This window comes from Parapedobacter composti, from assembly GCF_900112315.1.
In the GTDB taxonomy this organism is placed as follows: Bacteria; Bacteroidota; Bacteroidia; order Sphingobacteriales; family Sphingobacteriaceae; genus Parapedobacter; species Parapedobacter composti.
The window spans coordinates 68,445-87,885 of sequence record NZ_FOLL01000003.1; the positions used below are offsets into that span (position 1 = coordinate 68,445).

Annotated in this window: 21 protein-coding genes; 13 read left to right on the forward strand and 8 right to left on the reverse strand. The window is 52.1% G+C overall.

The genetic code is table 11. The annotated features are described in order from the left end of the window. Positions 1 to 11: 11 nt before the first annotated feature. The 3 genes from BM030_RS05045 to amaB all read right to left on the reverse strand — a co-directional run bounded on the left by BM030_RS05045 (position 12) and on the right by amaB (position 3,725). A complete protein-coding gene (locus tag BM030_RS05045; RefSeq protein ID WP_090971826.1) occupies positions 12 to 1,139 on the reverse strand; it encodes a DUF4861 family protein in 1,128 nt (375 codons plus the stop codon). 19 nt (positions 1,140 to 1,158) lie between these two features. Further along, on the reverse strand, positions 1,159 to 2,001 hold the full coding sequence (gene kduI / locus BM030_RS05050) for a 5-dehydro-4-deoxy-D-glucuronate isomerase (protein ID WP_090971828.1): 843 nt from the start codon (positions 1,999 to 2,001) through the stop codon (positions 1,159 to 1,161). Positions 2,002 to 2,189: 188 nt separating this feature from the next. Continuing rightward, complete coding sequence (gene amaB, locus BM030_RS05055) at positions 2,190 to 3,725, reverse strand: L-piperidine-6-carboxylate dehydrogenase (RefSeq protein ID WP_090971830.1); 1,536 nt, start codon at positions 3,723 to 3,725, stop codon at positions 2,190 to 2,192. A gap of 322 nt (positions 3,726 to 4,047) precedes the next feature. Between amaB and BM030_RS05060 the strand changes: the two genes are divergently transcribed. The 6 genes from BM030_RS05060 to BM030_RS05085 all read left to right on the forward strand — a co-directional run bounded on the left by BM030_RS05060 (position 4,048) and on the right by BM030_RS05085 (position 9,528). After that, positions 4,048 to 5,451, forward strand: a complete 1,404-nt coding sequence (locus BM030_RS05060; RefSeq protein WP_090971832.1) for a tetratricopeptide repeat protein — start codon at positions 4,048 to 4,050, stop codon at positions 5,449 to 5,451. Between the two features lie 66 nt (positions 5,452 to 5,517). Then, positions 5,518 to 6,273, forward strand: a complete 756-nt coding sequence (locus tag BM030_RS05065; protein ID WP_090971834.1) for a phosphosulfolactate synthase — start codon at positions 5,518 to 5,520, stop codon at positions 6,271 to 6,273. Then, positions 6,273 to 7,025, forward strand: coding sequence for a shikimate dehydrogenase family protein (locus BM030_RS05070; protein ID WP_317615094.1), 753 nt, complete (start codon positions 6,273 to 6,275; stop codon positions 7,023 to 7,025). Before BM030_RS05065 ends, BM030_RS05070 begins: the two co-directional genes overlap by 1 nt. Beyond that, entirely contained in the window at positions 7,025 to 7,609 is a 585-nt protein-coding gene (gldD, locus tag BM030_RS05075; RefSeq protein ID WP_090971836.1) for a gliding motility lipoprotein GldD, read from the forward strand. Before BM030_RS05070 ends, gldD begins: the two co-directional genes overlap by 1 nt. A 53-nt stretch (positions 7,610 to 7,662) precedes the next feature. Next, the gene (locus BM030_RS05080) at positions 7,663 to 8,304 is read left to right on the forward strand and encodes an MBL fold metallo-hydrolase (protein WP_090971838.1); all 642 of its coding nucleotides are present in this window, start codon (positions 7,663 to 7,665) and stop codon (positions 8,302 to 8,304) included. Between the two features lie 3 nt (positions 8,305 to 8,307). Next, the gene (locus tag BM030_RS05085; protein ID WP_090971840.1) at positions 8,308 to 9,528 is read left to right on the forward strand and encodes an ABC transporter permease; all 1,221 of its coding nucleotides are present in this window, start codon (positions 8,308 to 8,310) and stop codon (positions 9,526 to 9,528) included. A 21-nt stretch (positions 9,529 to 9,549) separates the two neighbouring features. Here BM030_RS05085 and BM030_RS05090 read toward each other — a convergent pair whose 3' ends face one another. The 3 genes from BM030_RS05090 to BM030_RS05100 form a co-directional block, all read right to left on the reverse strand. Then, positions 9,550 to 10,197, reverse strand: coding sequence for a peptidase associated/transthyretin-like domain-containing protein (locus BM030_RS05090; RefSeq protein WP_090971842.1), 648 nt, complete (start codon positions 10,195 to 10,197; stop codon positions 9,550 to 9,552). Positions 10,198 to 10,250: 53 nt separating this feature from the next. Further along, entirely contained in the window at positions 10,251 to 10,529 is a 279-nt protein-coding gene (locus BM030_RS05095; RefSeq protein ID WP_090971844.1) for a NifU family protein, read from the reverse strand. Between the two features lie 98 nt (positions 10,530 to 10,627). Beyond that, the gene (locus BM030_RS05100) at positions 10,628 to 13,177 is read right to left on the reverse strand and encodes a M14 family metallopeptidase (RefSeq protein WP_211657534.1); all 2,550 of its coding nucleotides are present in this window, start codon (positions 13,175 to 13,177) and stop codon (positions 10,628 to 10,630) included. A gap of 138 nt (positions 13,178 to 13,315) precedes the next feature. Between BM030_RS05100 and BM030_RS05105 the strand changes: the two genes are divergently transcribed. The 3 genes from BM030_RS05105 to coaBC are packed head-to-tail and all read left to right on the forward strand — an operon-like array spanning position 13,316 to position 15,784. Then, a complete protein-coding gene (locus BM030_RS05105) occupies positions 13,316 to 14,218 on the forward strand; it encodes an outer membrane protein assembly factor BamD (protein ID WP_090971846.1) in 903 nt (300 codons plus the stop codon). Positions 14,219 to 14,237: 19 nt separating this feature from the next. Further along, complete coding sequence (locus tag BM030_RS05110) at positions 14,238 to 14,573, forward strand: DNA-directed RNA polymerase subunit omega (RefSeq protein ID WP_090971848.1); 336 nt, start codon at positions 14,238 to 14,240, stop codon at positions 14,571 to 14,573. Continuing rightward, positions 14,573 to 15,784 (forward strand): bifunctional phosphopantothenoylcysteine decarboxylase/phosphopantothenate--cysteine ligase CoaBC, encoded by a 1,212-nt coding sequence (gene coaBC / locus BM030_RS05115; protein ID WP_090971851.1) that lies wholly within the window; start codon positions 14,573 to 14,575, stop codon positions 15,782 to 15,784. Before BM030_RS05110 ends, coaBC begins: the two co-directional genes overlap by 1 nt. On the opposite strand, the gene BM030_RS05120 is transcribed toward coaBC, so the two are convergent. After that, positions 15,753 to 16,799: a LacI family DNA-binding transcriptional regulator gene (locus tag BM030_RS05120; RefSeq protein WP_244518693.1), complete on the reverse strand. Its 1,047-nt coding sequence runs from the start codon at positions 16,797 to 16,799 to the stop codon at positions 15,753 to 15,755. The two genes, coaBC and BM030_RS05120, sit on opposite strands and share 32 nt — an antisense overlap. Before the next feature lie 100 nt (positions 16,800 to 16,899). Here BM030_RS05120 and BM030_RS05125 point away from each other — a divergent pair, with 100 nt between their 5' ends. From BM030_RS05125 to BM030_RS05140, 4 genes are all read left to right on the forward strand, one after another. Next, positions 16,900 to 17,124: a hypothetical protein gene (locus BM030_RS05125; protein ID WP_090971853.1), complete on the forward strand. Its 225-nt coding sequence runs from the start codon at positions 16,900 to 16,902 to the stop codon at positions 17,122 to 17,124. Next, the gene (locus BM030_RS05130) at positions 17,121 to 17,486 is read left to right on the forward strand and encodes a diacylglycerol kinase family protein (RefSeq protein ID WP_090971855.1); all 366 of its coding nucleotides are present in this window, start codon (positions 17,121 to 17,123) and stop codon (positions 17,484 to 17,486) included. The genes BM030_RS05125 and BM030_RS05130 overlap by 4 nt, the downstream gene beginning before the upstream one ends. Before the next feature lie 9 nt (positions 17,487 to 17,495). Beyond that, entirely contained in the window at positions 17,496 to 18,218 is a 723-nt protein-coding gene (gene recO / locus BM030_RS05135) for a DNA repair protein RecO (protein WP_090971857.1), read from the forward strand. A gap of 62 nt (positions 18,219 to 18,280) precedes the next feature. After that, entirely contained in the window at positions 18,281 to 18,514 is a 234-nt protein-coding gene (locus BM030_RS05140; RefSeq protein ID WP_090971859.1) for a 4a-hydroxytetrahydrobiopterin dehydratase, read from the forward strand. A 575-nt stretch (positions 18,515 to 19,089) separates the two neighbouring features. On the opposite strand, the gene BM030_RS05145 is transcribed toward BM030_RS05140, so the two are convergent. Next, a complete protein-coding gene (locus tag BM030_RS05145) occupies positions 19,090 to 19,281 on the reverse strand; it encodes a cold-shock protein (RefSeq protein WP_090971861.1) in 192 nt (63 codons plus the stop codon). Positions 19,282 to 19,441: the final 160 nt, after the last annotated feature.

Sequence of the window (19,441 nt, forward strand, 5' to 3'; positions counted from 1 at the left end):
ATCTTAGTTTATCAGTTTATGGTTACCATTAACGGAGCTGCCAGCTTTTCCCTATGCGTTTTAAGATAATCAAACCATTCGTCCGCCGTCGAGAACCGGCCGGCCCGATTCCAGGCTCCACCATTATAGTAAACAATAGGCTGTTCATTTTCCGCGGTCAGCACCGCCAGGTATTGCGTCGGCTCGTCAATATCGCTTTCAAAGGTATCGTCTTCCAGTACTATCCCCACGCCCGTAACCCCGTGTTCAGGGTGTTCAGGCTCCCAATAGCCGCGCACTCCCGTTCCCGGATCCTTTAAAAGCGCTCCCTCGCCGTTACGGCGCGCGATACCGACAGCCACCGGCACCCTGCCATCCCCGTCAACCTTGTACGTCACCTCCACCCGGTTCAGCTGCGCGCCCGCATCCAAACTATACAACTTGCTTACAGACACCGTCTTGTCGCCAGCCTTCCAAGGCTCATAATCCAGCCGGAAGGTAGTACGCAACGGGCCATTGTCGAGAATTTCATATGTCCGGTAATGTTTAGCGTAAGCGAGTTGTCCGTCAACCAACGGAGCGATGTCGCCTGCCCCCAGCGTCTGTCCTACGGAGTAATAATCCATTCCCTCACCATGATCCGTATGATAATCGCCATGTGCATACCATTTATCAATGACCAAGTCTGCGGTGCGTTTCGACCAGAGATCCAGTCCCTGCGCATCATCGGGCCTCCCCTCCAAGGCCTTGCCATACATCCGGAAGGCAACCATGTCATTTTCCCAGGCGAAATCGTCAAACCGCTCCGGCACATACCGGGCAAACGTACGCGCCTTTACCGGAGCAGGTTCTCCCGGCTCCACGGCCAGGGTTACCTCACCAGACGCCGGAACGTGCACATACAGCAATACCGCCTGTGCTTCCCCTGAACCCCGCGTTTCCAGTTGATAAGGAATTTCCTCCCCGCTGGCCTGATCAACCACCCTAAAAGCACTGTCATTTCCAAACGCGTCGGTAAACTCGGCATAAGGAATGCTCACCAACTCCTCCCTATCGGCACCGGCCGGATTGCTGATGACGATCTTAGGTGCTTGTTGCTGGTTACCACATGCCAACCACAAAACGGTACATAAAAGAAAAAAAGCGTTTTTCCTGCTCATTATCCTTAAATTTCAGTGATTACTTCAATTCGGTAATGGCCCGTTTGTCCATGTCATCATAATCCAGGTTTTCGCCGGCCATGCCCCAGATAAACGTATAGTTGCTCGTCCCCGCCCCGGCATGGATAGACCACGGCGGGGATATCACCGCCTGTTCGTTATGCATCCAGATATGACGGGTTTCATCCGGCTGCCCCATAAAATGGCACACCGCCTGGCCCTCCGGTACCTCAAAGTAAAAATAAACCTCCATCCGCCTGTCATGCGTGTGGGCGGGCATGGTGTTCCACACGCTGCCGGTTTTCAGTTCGGTCATTCCCATTTGCAACTGGCAGGTTTCCACAACGCTGTTGACCAACAGTTTATTGATTGTCCGGTGATTAGCCGTCTCCAGACTACCCAGCACAACGATTTCCGCATCGGCCTTGGTCACTTTTTTGATCGGATATGCCCGGTGTGCCGGGGCAGAATTAAGGTAAAAACTGGCCGGCGCGGCCGCATCGTCGCTGGAAAACACCACCTCCCTATTGCCCTTCCCCACATACAAGGCTTCCTTGAAGCCAAGTTCAAATACCTGGCCGTCCACGGTCACCTTTCCAGCCCCGCCCACATTGATAATGCCCAGTTCGCGCCGCTCGAGGAAAAATTCCGCTTTCAGCGGATCGATGGCCTCCAACGTCAATGCCTTACCCACAGGTCTGGCCCCACCGGCGATATAGCGGTCATAATGCGTATATACCAACCGGATTTCATCGTCCGTAAAAACATCCGCTATTAAAAACTGTTCACGCAACGCCTCGGTATCCAGCGTCTTGGCCTCCCGCGGCCCGATGGCATAACGGGATTCGTAATGTACACTCATGATAAACTTTTTAAGTTAACTGATTGCTGTTACTGTTTTATATGATTGCTATTAATTAATCCGTTTACTATTGGAGCGCCTAAAGATAACCACATTCCCTAAACGATGCAAACGTTTACGCATTTACTCACCGATCACCCACCACCCATCACCCACCACAGACCACCGATCACCTCACCCACCACCGATCACAAATCAAACCGTATTCCCTGGGCCAGGGGCAGCTTCGTTGAATAATTGATGGTGTTCGTTTGCCGCCTCATATAAGCCTTCCAGGCGTCAGAGCCCGATTCCCTTCCCCCTCCGGTTTCCTTCTCACCGCCGAAAGCACCGCCGATTTCTGCACCCGAAGTACCGATATTCACGTTAGCGATGCCGCAGTCTGATCCGCTCGCCGAAAGGAACCGCTCCGCTTCCCGCAGGTTAAGCGTCATAATTGCCGATGAAAGCCCTTGCGGTACTTCGTTCTGGATACGGATGGCCTCGTCCAATGTACCATACTTCATGAGGTATAAAATCGGCGCGAACGTTTCCGTTTTAACAATAGTCATATCCGGCGATACCTCAGCGATACACGGATACACATAACATCCGGAGCCGTAGTCGGCCCCTTCCAGCACGCCGCCTTCCACGATAAACTGGCCGCCTTCGCGCTCGCACTGCTCAATGGCCGCCAGATAACCCGTTACGGCATCCCGGTCGATCAACGGTCCCACATGGTTTCGTTCGTCCAGCGGATTGCCGATACGCAATTGTTTATACGCCTTTACCAGCCGTTCTTTGAATGCTTCGTACACCGATTCATGGATGATCAGCCTCCGGGTACTGGTACACCGTTGCCCCGCCGTACCCACTGCGCCGAATACCGCTGCGGGCAATGCAATGTCAAGGTCGGCATGTTCCGTAATAATAATCGCATTGTTGCCACCCAGTTCGAGGATGCTTTTGCCCAGACGGGCCGCTACTGTCGCCGCCACCGATTTACCCATGCGCGTCGATCCGGTGGCCGACACAAGGGCTATCCGGTTATCGCCCGCCAGCCGCTCGCCAAGCGCCCGGCCCCCCTGCACCAAGCAGGAAATTCCTTCCGGCAGCTCGTTGGCCGCCAATACGTCGGCGATAATCGCTTGGCAAGCTGTTGCGGTAAGCGGTGTTTTCTCCGACGGCTTCCACACACACACGTTGCCGCACACCCACGCGATGGCCGCATTCCAGCTCCAAACAGCCACAGGAAAGTTAAAAGCCGAAATGATGCCCACCACGCCCAAGGGATGCCATTGCTCATACATCCGGTGCCCCGGCCGCTCAGACTGCATCGTCAGGCCGTAGAGCTGCCTGCTCAACCCCGTGGCAAAATCACAGATATCAATCATCTCCTGCACCTCGCCCAGTCCTTCCTGCAAACTTTTGCCCATTTCATACGACACCAGTGTGCCCAGATCTTGCTTATGCCTGCGGAGCGCCTCACCGAACTGCCGGACGATTTCGCCACGCAACGGCGCAGGCAGCTCCCGCCATACCGGAAAAGCTTCCTCCGCTTTAGCAACTACCCGGTCATAATCGACCGCCGCAGCCTCCCTCACCGCCGCTATCGGGCGGCCGTCTACCGGGGAGATACTCGTTATGGCAGTACCTGTATCCGTGCTTCCGTGGGTAACACCCGTGCTCCAACCCGGGTTTTCGGATTGTATGGCCAATCGGCCAAGAATAGCTGTTATATCCATAATCCCAAAGGTACGTTTTCCGTCACAAAAATCAGTCATTCCCCTTCTTTTATGGCCGGATCATACAGGTTTCGTCCATAATGCGTATCTTTGCAAACGATTTGATTAAAAAGAATGGGGCCACGTCGGGTGATTATCTACAATCGCAACTTTTATAATCCGTTGATTATCTAAAGGTTTTACTCATCCTTATCAAATTGTTGAAAACTTATGTTAAGAATATCTTCCAACAAGTCCTATTTTGTTATCATCAAAATCACGGAAGGTGAATGCAGTGGGGGTGGAAGCCTAAGTGTCAGTTCTTAAAAATAAAGGAGTATAGATGGAAGACGATTTCGAATATGGGCCTGCCGAAGATCCTAAGTTTTCGGTAGCACGTTACGAAGAAATGATTCGCAATAAGGATCAATACTTTTTTGATACACAGGCTTTTGAAGGGATTATTGACTACTATATGGACAAGAATGATCCCATCAAAGCCTTGCAGGTTGTAGACTATGCCGTCAGCCAACATCCGTTTGCTGCAATTTTTTATCTCAAGCAAGCCCAGTTGTTTGCCGTTACCAACCAGTTCTCGCGCGCGTTGGAGTCATTGGACAAAGCCGAAACACTGGAACCCTCTGAGGGCGATATATACCTGATCAAAGGGGGTATACTGGGCAACCTGGAGCGTTACGATGAGGCGTTCCAGAGCTTCAAAAAAGCACTGGATTTTGCCGAAAATCCAGACGAGATATACCTGCAGATAGCCTTGCTCTACCAGAACAAGGGCGACTATGAAAAGGCTGCCCAGTACCTTAAGCGGAGCCTGGAACTGAACATGGAAAATCAGGACGCCCTGTATGAACTGGCGTTCTGCTACGATGTGCTGGACAAACAAGAAGAAAGCATCACGTTTTACAAGCAGTATATCGACAACGACCCGTATTCCTATGCGGGTTGGTATAACCTCGGAAACGCCTACCACAAATTAGGGCGCTATGAAGAGGCTATAGACGCGTATGACTATGCCATCCTGATCAAGGATAACTTCGCTTCGGCCTACTTCAATAAAGGCAATGCCCTGGTAAACCTCGAAAAATACAGCGATGCCATCGAGGTGTACAAGCAAACGTTCGAATACGAGCCTCCCGGAGCCGAAACCTATTGCGCCATCGGCGAGTGCTATGAAAAACTGGAACAGATGGACGAGGCCCGGTCATACTATAAAAAGGCCGTGAAAATCGACGCCAACCTGGCAGACGCCTGGTTCGGCATCGGCGTTACGCTCGACTACGAGGAGCGCTACTTTGAGTCGCTGCATTTTTACAAGAAAGCCCTCGATATTGAGTCGGACAATCCTGATTACTGGTTCGCTATCGCCGACGCCCGGTACAAGCTCAAGCAGTGGGATGAGGCCGAGGCAGCCTACGAAAAGGTAGTCGAACTTAATCCTATCGATCAGGAGGCGTGGCTCGATTATTCATCTATTCTATATGAACGCAATAAGCTCGATCGCGCCATTGAAACGATTGCCGAAGCCATCAAAAACAACCCGGATGGTGCAGAGCTATATTACCGGATGGTAGCTTACCTGATCGCCGCCGGAAAATACAGCGAAGCGCTGAATTATCTGGAGCTTGGGCTGGCCACCGATCCGATTAAGCACACTGTTTTATTTGAATACCTCCCGCAATTGCGAAACAATACCGCTATTGCTGAAGTCATTAAACGGTACATGCCCTAACGCTTCATCCGGGCTGAGGCCGGCTGCTCGATTAGTCTTTAAATTTTAAATGCTGTTACTTCATCGATGAATTTTGAATTGGACAATGTCCCTGAGCGGACAAAAAAACCCCGCACCAATGGGTTAACCATGGTTATGGACAAAGGGTTAAGCGTGCGCCAAGCGGAAGATCTGGTGGCCGTGGGTGCGGATTATATGGATTTTATAAAACTGGGATGGACCACCGCCTATATCGTTCCTCAATTGAACGAAAAACTTGCGGTTTATCGCGACGCAGGCGTACACCCTTATTTCGGCGGAACGTTGTTTGAGGCGTTTGTCATCCGCAACCAGTTTGACGACTTCCTGCGCGTCATTGAAAAATACGGCCTGGAATACGCCGAAGTATCCGACGGGTCCATTGCCCTGCCCCATGAAGAAAAATGCCGCTACATCGAAAAAGTTGCCCAATATGCCACGGTAATCTCCGAAGTCGGCTCCAAAGACAATACCAAAATCATGGCGCCCTATAAGTGGATTTCGCTCATGAAAGCCGAACTGGAAGCCGGCACATGGCGATTGATCGCCGAGTCGCGCGAAAGCGGCAATGTGGGCCTTTATCGTGAATCGGGCGAAGTAAGGCAAGGGCTTGTAGATGAAATCCTCAACGAAATCCCGAGCGAAAAGATTATCTGGGAAGCCCCCCTCAAATCACAGCAAGTTTACTTCATCCACCTGATCGGCAGCAACGTCAACCTGGGGAACATCAACCCCAACGAGATCATTGCATTGGAAACCACCCGGCTGGGGTTGCGCGGAGATACTTTCCATAATTTTATTTAATGATGAAGCGATTCGGTCTGATCGGGTTTCCGCTTACGCACTCCTTCTCCAAGAAATATTATGATAGCAAAATAGCGGAAGAGCAGATTCCAGATGTGCAGTACGAACTGTTTCCTATCCCCGCGATCGAAGCATTTCCCCGTCTGGTGGCGGACGATTCGTTGCTGATGGGAGTCAATGTGACCATCCCCTACAAGATTGCCGTGATGGATTACCTCGACCATCTGTCGCCCGAGGCTCGTGCCATTGATGCCGTTAACTGCATCCGTATCGAACGGCCGCACCGCGGCAATACCGTGCTTACCGGTTACAATACCGACGTATTCGGTTTCATGGAGTCGCTTAAGCCCCTGCTCCGCTCGTCGCACCGCAAGGCCTTGGTGTTGGGCAACGGCGGCGCAGCCAAGGCGGTCACTTACGCACTTACCCTGCTGGGCATACCCTATACCACCGTTTCGCGCAAACCCGCAGAAGGGCAATACAGTTACAACCAGCTCGATAGTATCATCATGGCCAGTCATACGCTTATCATCAACACCACACCCCTGGGCACATACCCAGCCGTGGAAGGCTGCCCCGATATTCCCTACCAGCATATCGGTAGCGAACACCTGCTCTACGATCTCGTGTATAACCCGGCCGAAACAACGTTCCTCAAGCGTGGAGCTGCCCGTGGGGCCTCCGTGAAAAACGGCTTGGAAATGCTGGAGCTGCAAGCCGAAAGGAACTGGGAAATCTGGAACGGACACTGATGCGGAAATCACTCCATTTAACCGTTGCTTGCGGCTTCATCGCACTTATCGCGTGGACCTGTACATCGCATTACTCTCCCAAACCGCGAGGCTATCATCGCATCGTTTTTCCTGAAAAAACCTACCGGGCTTATACTTCAGCATGCCCTTTTACATTCGATATCCCGGTATATGCCGAAATGAAACCTGACCATACGGCAGACGCTCAGCCCTGCTGGATGGACTTGGTGTTCCCCCAGTTCAATGCCCGTATCCACCTAAGCTACATGCCGGTCAACGGAAAGGACAACTTCAATAACCTGGTGGAAGATGCCCGCACTTTCGCTTTTAACCACACCATTAAAGCCACAGCCATCGATCAATCGCGGATCCGCCGGTCCGATGACCGCGTGTATGGCCTGAAATATGAAATAAAGGGAAACGCTGCCTCGGGCGTCCAGTTTTTCGTCACCGACAGCACCAGCCACTACCTGCGGGGCGCCCTCTATTTCCATGAAAAGCCGCGGCTGGATTCCATTCAGCCCGTGCTGGACTTCCTCAAAGCGGATATAGACACGCTCATCCATTCCTTGCGCTGGAAATAAGCTGGCTAATTCAGCCCATCGGTTGTTCCGCCAAAAACCCTACCTTTGTAAGTATGATCCACGTGAAGTCTTTCGTTTGCAATCCGTATCAGGAAAACACTTACGTGCTGTATGACGATACAGGCAGCGCGGCCATCATCGACCCCGGGATGTACGGCCCCCAGGAGGAAGAGCTACTCAAGGCGTTTATTGATGCCGAAGGGCTCAAGCCTGAATTGCTGCTTAACACCCATTGCCATATCGACCACGTGTTGGGCAACCGCTATAGCTACGAAACATTCGGTCTGCTTCCCCAATTCCATGAGGGGGAGCTTCCCCTGCTGGTGGAAGTCCAGAATTACGCGCCCCAGATGGGCATCCGTTATGAAGTATCGCCCATTGCCGAAACGTTCTTGCCTGCCGAGGGCACCGTCGGTTTCGGGGAAAGCCAGCTCTCCCTCATCTTCGCACCCGGCCACTCCCCGGCACATCTGTGCTTTTACAGCCCGCAAGATGGCTTTCTGATCGGGGGTGATGTTCTTTTCCGCAACAGTATCGGACGTACCGATCTGCCCGGCGGAAACCACCAGCAACTGCTGGCCAGTATTGCCGGCAAACTCTATACACTTCCTGACAGCACCGTCGTCTATCCGGGCCATGGCCCGGAAACCAACATAGGCCATGAAAAAAAGACAAACCCATTTATCCGGGGCTAACGCATGAACATCGCGCTGTATTTCGCCAAACGCTACCTGTTCTCCAAAAAGACGGTCAACGCCATCAACATCATCTCAGGCATCAGCGTGGTGGGCGTTCTGGTAAGCAGCGCATCGCTCATCGTTATCCTTTCATTCTATAATGGGCTGGAAAACCTTATTTTTTCCCTTTACAGCACCTTCGCTCCCGAACTGCGGGTAGAACCCCGGCAGGGCAAGAGTTTCGTTATGGACTCCACCCTCACCGCGGCCCTGAGGAACCATCCGGGGGTAAGCACCTACCGGGAGGTGTTGCAAGAGCGGGTGTTGCTGCGCTATGGCGAAGCACAGCACATTGCCACCATCAAGGGTACCACCGGCGGAGAGAACGGGCAGCGCCCGATGGATTCCCTGCTTCAAGACGGGCGCTTTGTGCTGCGGCAAGGCAACGAACATTATGCCGTGCTCGGCGCCAGGGTACAGGGCATGCTGGGCGTGTCGCTCCCGGATGAGTCTCGCCGCATTGAGGTATTTTCACCCCGAAAAGGAGTGGTAAACAGCCTTAATCCAGCAGAAGAATTTATTATGCGGACCATCCGCCCCGCAGGTGTGCTGGAATACCAGCAGGAGTATGACGACTTTCTCATCGTGTCGATGGATTTTGCGCGCGATGTTCTCAGCGAGTATGAAGAGGTGTCCGCCGTAGAAATCGATCTAACGCCCGGAAACGCCGTGTCAAACGTACAGCGTGAACTCCAGGCACAGCTGGGTAGTTCTTTTGTCGTTAAAAACCGCGAGCAGCAAAACCCCTCGCTGTATAAGATCGTCCGCACGGAAAAATGGGCTGTATTCTTCATCATTGCTTTTACGGGAATCATTGCCATCTTCAACATCGTGGGGTCGCTCACTATGCTTGTTATCGACAAAAAGAAAGACATTTCCGTATTGATGGGGCTCGGTGCCGGAAACCGGCTAATCCGCCGCATTTTTTTCTACGAAGGCTTACTTATTTCCCTGATGGGGTGTGTGGCCGGCTTGATTCTCGGCCTGTTGTTCTGCCTCTCCCAGCAGGCGTTTGGGTGGATCCGCTTCGGCCAGCAGGAGAATATGATAACCGACATCTATCCCGTGGATATCCGCGTCGGCGATTTCATCCTGGTTTTCCTCACGGTATTCATTATTTCCGCACTTATTTCGTCTATGGCTTCCCGTCTTAGTGTCAAGCAGACCGTGAGGCTGTCGTGATAAGGTCGCCGGCGTTAACCACTATTGGTTGCTGCGGTTCCGGCTCTTATTTCCTTCTGTGATTTGGCGGATAAGATTACCCCATGCAAAGGGGCTTAGCAAGGGGTTGGCCATACGTTGGTTTACGGCCTTGTTCGTCAGTCCGATATGGCGTTGAGTCGCGTCAAAAGATTGGATTTCCGAGGCACTCCGGGGCGTCACCGCCGCCAATGCAGCCAGTGATTCCGGCGACAGGTTTTTCCTGGCAACCACGATATCGTCATCCGCTATTTCGAGCGACATGAAGGCAAGATTGAATTCATCGATGCTGGCCCACGGATAAGGGGTTACCAAAGGAAGCTCCTTAATCTCGGCTTTCATCTTTATCATCGCCGTGTATTTGTCTTCACTCACACGGGGGATAACCAATTGGGTCGAAAGATAGCCCACGGAGCTGAATGAGATGGTGTCGCCTTCATGGGCGACGAATGAAAAGTATCCCTGATGATTGGCGGTATATGTTTGTCCCTTGAACGATTCATTCTTCACCGTCACATAGGGCACCACCACGTTGGTATCCGCATTATGGATCACCCCGCTGAACTGTACCAGCTTCCGCTCTTGGGCAACAGCAGGCGCAACCGCTCCTGCAGCAAAGCAAAGTATCAATATGTAGCGGAATATCCTCATATCCAATTCAACAAAACTACGTGTTCGGAAGTTTAGCCGCCAGTTAAATAATGTTAAATCCTCGGTGGAGGCATAGTCGCGTTGGGATCATCCATATCCGTGATATTGATGGCCTCCACCGCCGTAATCTCCGGAACAGCCTTTTTGATAGCCTGTTCCAGCCCTGCCTTAAACGTCATGATGCTCATCGCGCATGAAGCACAGGACCCCAAAAGCTTCAGCCTCACCACATTGTCTGCCGTAATCTCATCGATACGCACATTGCCCCCATCTGTTTCGAGATACGGCCGGATCGAATCCAAAGCCTGTTCTACTCTTTCCTGTATATTCATAACCTACTATGATTATTCAAGGTGTAAAGTTACGGATTTTTTCGCAAATAAGCCAGCATCACCGCGGCGAACGACTGATTCGGTTCGTTCCAGCCATGTCACTGCCCCACCATAAACAACGCGTTGCTCATCACCAGCTTCCCGTATTCCCAAAATCCGCGGAATAAGGGGTTGTCTACCAAGTAAACCACCTGCCCCCGGCCCCGGTGCTCCACACCGAAAACCAGCGATGATGCCAGGCGCTCTTTGGCCTTTGCCCCCACGAACCCCGACCGGTGGTAGCTCATGTCAGGGATAATACCGGCGTTGATGCCGTCCTTGAGATAAGCAAAGCGCTGTCCGCTATTTTTGAGTGTGTAATACGTACCGCCCGTGCCAAATCCCAGTGGGTACGATGCGTCCATACGCACTTCAAATACGGCACCCAACACCGCGTCTGATATCCTCGCACGTTCCCTGCTTTTGAAATCTATTGTACGTTCCGCGGCCTTTTCTACCTCCTGCGCCTTCTCCGCTGCCTGTTTCTCCGTCTGGGTCAGGTATGGCGACACGCCGAATCCGCTTTTCCCCGAAAGGTATTCCACAGCCCCTTCAATGACAATCAGCTTGCCTCCGGCGGCTACCCACGCGCTCAGCTTGGCCAACGTTTCTTCGCCCCAATTCCGGTAGTTGCCCGGCGGAAGAATGATGACGGTATACCTGCTGAGGTCTGCTGACGCCACCATGTCCGGCTCCAATACCGACAGCGGATAGTCAAGCTCCTGCTCCAAAAAGTGCCACACCTCACCCACATGGAGGGAGGCTGTGCCATTTCCACCAATGAGCGCAATCTCCGGTGCGCGGATAGCCCTCACCTCGGCAGAACCGAAATCCTTGCCGCTATCCACAAAGCCGGTAGTCACCGGCTCCAACGGCACCTCATGCGCACCGGCCAGCGCCGCCACCCTGCCGTGAAAGTCGCCCTGCTCGTTACCCGCGCGGCCGATGATCAGCGACCCTGCCGGGTAAGTCCGTCCACTTACCGAAAACGGGCGTCCGGCAAAACGCACGCGGATACCGGCATTAAGCAACGCCGCCAGAAACCGCGCGTGCTGCACCGACGTCCACGGAACAATATAGGCCACAGGATTCGCTGTAACCGGTAGTTGCCGGAATACCGTATCGGGCACCGCATCGGCTTCCAGCCGGGTTTCCAGCGCATACGCCTGCAGCCCGTAGGTATAAGGCAGCGCCCAGCTGGTTATATCGTAGGTCAGGCTGTCGGAAAGTGCCGGGTTGGGCTCGAACAGCGCCTGCGCCAGCACTCCTTTGGGCTGGTAAGTGCTAACAATCAGGTCGCCCTCCTCCAGCGTGAATGCGGCAGCCTTGCCCGTAAAATAGTCGAACCCCCTTTGCTTGGTGTGGTTCCCCCCTGCTTGGCCATAACGGATACCGTTACGGTCAAGCAGGCGCTTAAGCGCCGACAGCCGTTCCGGACTCGCCCCGGGTTTAACCACAAATGACCGGTACTTTCCCCCGGGGTGAGCACCGCCCTCACCGAAATACCGGGTGAATTCATCCAGCAACCGATCGGCATGGCCCGCCACGGTTTCAATGGTGGCCATCCCCGAAGTATAGTGGTGCCGTATCCTATCGGCCAGTGTCAGCGTATCGCCCAGGGCGGTCAATATACCCAACCCCGCCCGGCCGGAGCCACCCTGCTCGTAGGTCATCCCGATAGCGCCATTGAACATAGGCCAGCTATCGCCATAGCTGGGATAAAACAGATCAAACACTTCCCGGGTGAAATATAGCCAAGCCTGCTCATCGAAGTAGCGTGCGTTGTTCCGCCCCACCACTTCCTGGAATTCACGCTGGAAATCCGAAACCAGCGCATGTACAGGTTCGGCTGCTGGAGCAAAATAGTACGGGGCATCCACACCCTGCTCATGGAAATCCACATGCACCTGTGGCATCCATCGGTGGTAAAGATTAACGCGCGCCCGCGACTCCTGCTGCACCTGCCACGCCCAGTCACGGTTAAGGTCAAACAGGTAATGGTTAGGCCGCCCACCCGGCCAGGGCTCGGCGTGTTCAGCCGATTGCGGATCAGGCTGCATCCGCTTATTAGCCTTCTGAGTATACCAGCTGACATAGCGCTCATGTCCATCAGGATTGAGGCAGGGGTCAATGATCACTACCGTATTTTCCAGCCATTTCCGGGCAGTGGCATTCGCCGGATTCACCAGCTCCCAAAGGGTCTTCAGGGCAACCTCCGAAGACACTGCCTCATTGCCGTGTACATTATAACTTAGCCAGATAATAGGAATGCGTGTAGTGGGATCCCCCGGTTCCAGGCCAGCACGCCGCAGGTTATCCCGCCGGATGTTTTCAAGGTTAGCCATGTTTTCCGGTGAAGAAACAACCGCAACAAGAAGCGGGCGCTGTTCATAGGTAGTACCGTAAGGCACCATCTCCACGTTGCCGTTCGTCGAAGCCACATGCGCTACATAACTCACCAACCGGTGGTGCGGCGTAAACCGCTCGCCCAACGCATAGCCGAGAAATTCATCAGGCGCCAGGGTCTGCGCCGCCAAGGGGGTCAGGTGGCATAAAAAAAACAGGGCCGATCCGCAGGCAAGTCTGCTAAAAAATGTGCTTTTCATCATCAGGAAGCGTTAGCATCAGACAAAGAACGTAAATATCTGTTAAACTCTGTTAAACCGTTTGCCCTTTGCACATTTTCACCCTATCTTGCCCCTAAAAATTTAATTGACAGGTATTTTAAATTCACTTATCTTTGCAAAATGTTTATAAATAGGCGAATAGTGGCATGGGCTGCCGGGATGTTTTTAGTGGTGGTGGTTGCGGGGTGCAAAAGCAAGTTCGAGAAGCTACGTGCCAGCAACAACGTCGCGCAGAAATATCAAGAGGCCATCAAGCTTTACAACAGCAAAAAATACAGCAAAGCCCTGATACTATTTGAAGACCTGACCAACCGCTACCGCGGGCAGGCAGAAGCGGAAGACCTCTATTACTATACCGCCTATACCAACTACTACCTGCGCGACTACACGTCGGCACGGTATCATTTCAAGCAATTTACAGATATTTATCCCAACAGCGCACGGGCAGAAGAATGCCGCTACATGGGCGCCTATTGTTATTTCCTTGAATCACCCAAGGTAGGCTTAGATCAAGACTATACGTACCGGGCCATCGAAGCGCTGCAATTGTTTATCAACCTGTATCCCAACAGCGAACGGGCAGAAGAAGCGGCGGGCCTTATCCAGCAACTTCGCGATAAGCTGGAGACCAAGGCCTTCAACAATGCCAAGCTCTACCTCGACATGGGGTTGCAAGACGATTACCGCGCTGCCGTCATTGCTTTTGACAACGTGCTTCGGGAGTTTCCGGACACCAAATATGCCGAAGAAATGGAATTCCTGAGCATCAAGGCCCAATACCTTTATGCCAACCAAAGCCGGCCACACAGGCAGGAGGAACGCTTCGACGAAATGATCGACATGTATAATAACTTTGTGACGGCTTATCCCGAGAGCAAATTCCGTAAAGACGCCGATCAATTGAAGCGGGATGCCGAAAAGGGCATCACCGAAGCAAAAAAATACATGGACGAAGTGAGCAGAATGGCAACTGCACAAGCGAGAGAAGAAGAATCATCGGATAAAACCACAATACAACAATAACACGTAATTCGCAGCAACTATGAGTATACAGATAAGCAAAACCGTTCCCAATAGCACGGTAACCCGTGATCTCCGGGAGTTGGACGGCAAAACGGACAATATCTATGAATCCATCGTGATCATCAGCAAACGGGCCAACCAGATCGCTGTGGACATGAAAGAGGAACTGAACGCCAAGCTGGCCGAGTTCGCTACCACAAATGACAACCTGGAAGAGGTGTTCGAAAACCGGGAACAGATTGAAATTTCAAAGCATTACGAGCGGCTGCCCAAACCTTCACTGGTGGCCATTGACGAGTTCCTGAACGACAAGGTTTATTTCAGGAATCCGGCCAGGGAAAATGATAATGAGTAGTGGCCATCCGTGGGAAGCATATCCTGCTGGGCGTCTGCGGCGGCATCGCCGCCTATAAGTCGGCCTACCTGACGCGCTTGCTGGTGAAAGCAGGAGCCCGGGTACAGGTAGTCATGACGCCCGATGCCACGCATTTCATCACACCACTTACGCTTTCCACCCTATCGGGAAACCCCGTATTGGTCGATTATTTCGACACCGCTACAGGCACATGGAACAACCATGTGCACCTCGCGCTCGGTGCCGACGCCATCGTAGTCGCCCCGGCAAGCGCCAATACGTTGGCCAAATTTGCACATGGCCTGTGCGACAACCTGCTATGTGCCATATACCTGTCGGCCAAAAGTCCTGTCTTCATCGCTCCCGCGATGGATCTAGACATGTGGGCCCATGGAAGCACGCAGTCCAATATCAAACAACTGCAATCCTTCGGCAACCGCATCATCCCTCCGGGAACGGGCGAACTGGCAAGTGGCCTGAGCGGCGAAGGCCGGCTGGCCGAGCCGGACGACATCCTCCAGGCGCTGACATCCTTTTTTTCCGCGGACCTTCCCCTGTCGGGCAAGAAAGCGCTCGTCACAGCCGGTCCCACGTGGGAAGCCATTGACCCGGTGAGGTATATCGGTAACCATTCCAGCGGCAAGATGGGCTATGCCCTCGCTGCGCAGCTCCACCGGTTGGGCGCCGACGTAACGCTGGTAAGCGGCCCCACGAACCTGGATGCACCCCATGGTGTTCACTTCGTAGGAGTCACTTCGGCCGCTGAAATGCTGGATGCCTGCCTGGCATATTTCGACCATTCAGACATCACGGTGATGAGTGCTGCCGTGGCTGACTATACTCCCAACGCCGTGGCTGACCGCAAAATCAAGAAAACCGGCGATGGCCTTACCTTGGAACTCGTGAAAACCAAGGATATCCTGGCAACCCTCGGATCACGCAAACGCGCGGGGCAGCTGCTCATCGGCTTTGCCCTGGAAACACATGACGAACAATCCCATGCCCGAGCCAAGCTCCAGCAGAAAAACTTGGATTTCATCGTCCTCAACTCCATGCGCGACGAAGGCGCCGGATTTGCGGGCGATACCAATAAAATAACGATTATCGACCGCCAGAATCAGGCGGAGACCTTCACCCTCAAATCAAAAACGGAAGTCGCTGCGGATATTTGCGACCGCATCATGCGGATGCTGAAGCCTTCCGGCGGCTAGACTCCCGCACATCCAGCCGTATAGGTAACATCACCGTTTCATAATGGTCGGGGTGCTCCTTTCCCGTAATCAAGCCGATGAGTTTCTCTGCCGCTATACGGCCGATTTCAAACGCCGGTTGATAAACCGTAGAGAGCGGCGGGGTGAGTATCGGCGCCAATTCGGTATTGCAGAATCCTATTAGTGCCATATCCTCCGGTATGCGGCAGCCCCGCTCATGGAGCGCCCGCAGGCTAAACGTAGAAAGCTGGTCCGTCGCCGTAAAAAGCGCATCCGGCGGTTCCGGCAACGCCAGCAGGGAGCGGATGGCATCCGTTACAGCTCCTTTCAGCGCCTCCCCGGCTAATGGTCCGCACACATGTACATATTCATCCCGGTAAGGGATTCCGTGTTCCTCCAGCGCGTCGGCATAACCGCGGCTGCGCTGCATGGCGAAATGGATGCCCGGGCCGATATTCAGCATAGCTATGCGCTTATACCCGTTGGCTATCAGGTGCTGGGTAGCCCGGAATGCCCCATCGCGGTTGTCTATGCCCACCTGATACGAACCGAACCGATCACCGATACGGTCGAATAACACGACGGGCATGCCCATGGCCCTGACGTCAGACAGGTGCGCAAAATCCACGGTTTCGGACGATGGCGAAATAAGCACTCCTTCCACGCCCCGGGCTTCCAGCTGTCTTATGCATGATTTTTCCTGACTCAAAGACTCCTTGCTCTGCATGATAATCAAATCATAGCCCGCCTTGGTACAGGCACTGTCAATGCCATCCAGCATACGGGACACGAAATTATTATCGATCGAGCAGATAACAACCCCTACCGAGCCGCTTTTGCCTTCCTTGAGGCTCTTAGCCATCCTGTTCGGGAAATAATGGTTTGCCTGCGCATAATCCAATACGCGTTTCTTCGTCTCGGCACCTATCTCGTAACTGTCGCGTAGCGCTTTGGAGACGGTGGAGACGGACAAACCCAATGCCTTGGCCATATCACGTAAAGTCAGATTGGGCATGACGTTTAAATAAATGCTAAAGATAAGCATTCCTGAGATATCTGCATCCATAACGAAACCTTATCTTTGTTTGATTGTCTTTATTCTTAAGATTACCACTATGAATAAATACTTGCGCAGAGGATTACTGTATACCATGGCAGGGCTGGCGCTGTGTGCCTTGGGATACTATTTCATGGACTTGGAGGCCGGCGTATACAAATGGTTTATGGTCGTTGGCGTGGTCTTCTTCGGCTTGGGCTTTTTAACCGTATTTTACAGTTTTATCCGGAAAATCGAACGCCAAAGCCTGCTGGAAGAGCGTAAGGGGCGGCAAAACCAATGAAAAAGCGCCCATCTAATCCATTTGCCCATGCCTTCCGGGGGTTGCAGGCAGCCTATCTCAGCGAACGCAATGTCAAAATCCACCTCGCTGCCGCCGCGCTGTCGGTGGCGCTGGGCGTATGGCTGGAGTTATCAATGTACGAGTGGCTATGGATTTCGTTATCCATTGCGCTTGTATTCCTTTCAGAGTTATTGAATACCGCCATGGAAGCATTGGTGGATATGGTATCGCCAACCTACCATCCGCTGGCCCGAAAGGCAAAGGATACCGCCGCGGCGGCGGTACTGGTTGCTGCCGCATTCTCCCTGTTGGTTGGCGGAATAATATTTATTCCGAAATTTTGGTCTATTTTTGCCCTGTAGGTTATCATCATGTTGCACAAAACCCGGGGTGTTGTACTCAAGGTAACCCCATATTCCGAAAGCAGTGTCGTAGCTCAGATCTTCACCGAAAAGTTCGGGTTGCAATCCTTTATCGTTAACGGTGCGCGCAAACCGAAGGCCAAAATCGGGATAACCCTTCTTCAGCCCCTGCACTTACTGGATATGGTGGTATACCACCGCGAACACGCCTCCTTGCAACGCATCGCCGAAGCGCGGCAGCAACCCCATTTCCAGACCATCCCCTACGATATCATGAAAAGCTCCGTCGTGCTGTTCCTTAATGAGATGCTCTACAAAAGCCTCCGCCAGCAATCCGCCGATGAGCCGTTGTTCAATTTCCTATTCAATGCCATTTCCTGGCTGGACTCCACCGCCAGCATGCCTCCGGATTTTCATTTGTTTTTTCTCCTCAAACTTTCTCGCTACCTGGGGTTCGGACCGGCGGCCGCCAGAGCAGGACAGGCCTTCTTTGACCTGAAAGATGGGGTCTTCTGCGATCGGCTGCCGGCCCATGCGCTGGTATTGCAGCATCCCCATACCACGCAATTGGCCGCGTTGATGGCTTCTTCCGTAGAAAACCTCGCCACGTTGCAAATACCCTTGGCCGATCGCCGTTTCCTGATCGGTAAAATCATTGACTTTTACCGCCTGCATATCGACGGCATGGGCGAGATCAAATCGCATGAAGTGCTCGAAGCGGTCATGGAATAAAGCCGGTTTTGCCAAACAAAATTGCTGCCCGCTTGTTTCACCACTAATCAAATCCCTATACAATGTGGCAGAAAAAAGATAACACCCTCTACCGCTCTTTTACCTTCGCTGATTTCGCCGAAGCGTTTGGTTTTATGGTCAAGGTAGCGCTGTTGGCAGAAAAACAAAACCACCACCCCACATGGTCCAATTCCTGGAACAAGGTCGAAATTTGGTTAAGCACGCACGATGCGGGCAACACGGTAACCGAAAAGGACCGTAAGCTCGCCGAAGCAATTGACAAGCTGGTCGGATAACCGTATACACCCACTTCCAGCAACCTACCGTTACGGTAATGTTCGACTAAGAAACTACCTTTATGCTTCGAAACGGAATCGCCGACTTGAAATTTATTTTCCCATTCCCCTTCAACTTCGAATATCCAAGACTCCGCTTTTAATGTCATTATATTATGATTACGTGTCTGCCTATAAATGGAATCGACAGTACCATGAAATTCTTCCTTCATCCGGCTTTCTAAAAAGTACTCTCTATTCCAATTCCCAAGGACGAAGCCAGGTTTGTATATTCACATCTCGGCGGCAATATTATCTTTCAGATCCGCTTGATTTCTTCTGTCCATTTGAAATACAGGACTGTAAGCATATCACAAATAAAGGGCATATTATAATCTACTCATCTTTTTAACCCAATAGGAATATTTATGGATGACTTGCAAAATATCGATATCAAACTGCGCCGTAGTCGTGCACTACATTCCATTATAAAAAATAAGGGCGCTTGTTACATCACCCTTTTTTTACCACGAAAAAAGCCGGCCATCAAAAGATAGCCGGCTACGCAATACAATAAATATAATTTTCAGGTATCCTTAGATAACCCTAACATTTACCGCATTTAGACCTTTTCTGCCTTGCTCAACCTCGTAAGAAACGTTGTCGTTCTCCCGGATTTTGTCGATAAGGCCCGATGAATGAACAAAAATGTCACGCTCACCGGAATTGGGAACGATAAAACCAAAACCTTTGGTTTCGTTGAAGAATTTAACTACTCCTTCTGCCATTGTAATAGAAATTAAAAATATAATAAAACTCAAAGGTATGGATAATTATTTGTAAACCAGTCAAAAAATTAATAAATTAATTGCCGTACAGCTGTGTCCGGAAATGAAATGGACAGCGCGGTTGATTTCTTTTTTCAAGGACAATCGGAAAAACATTATC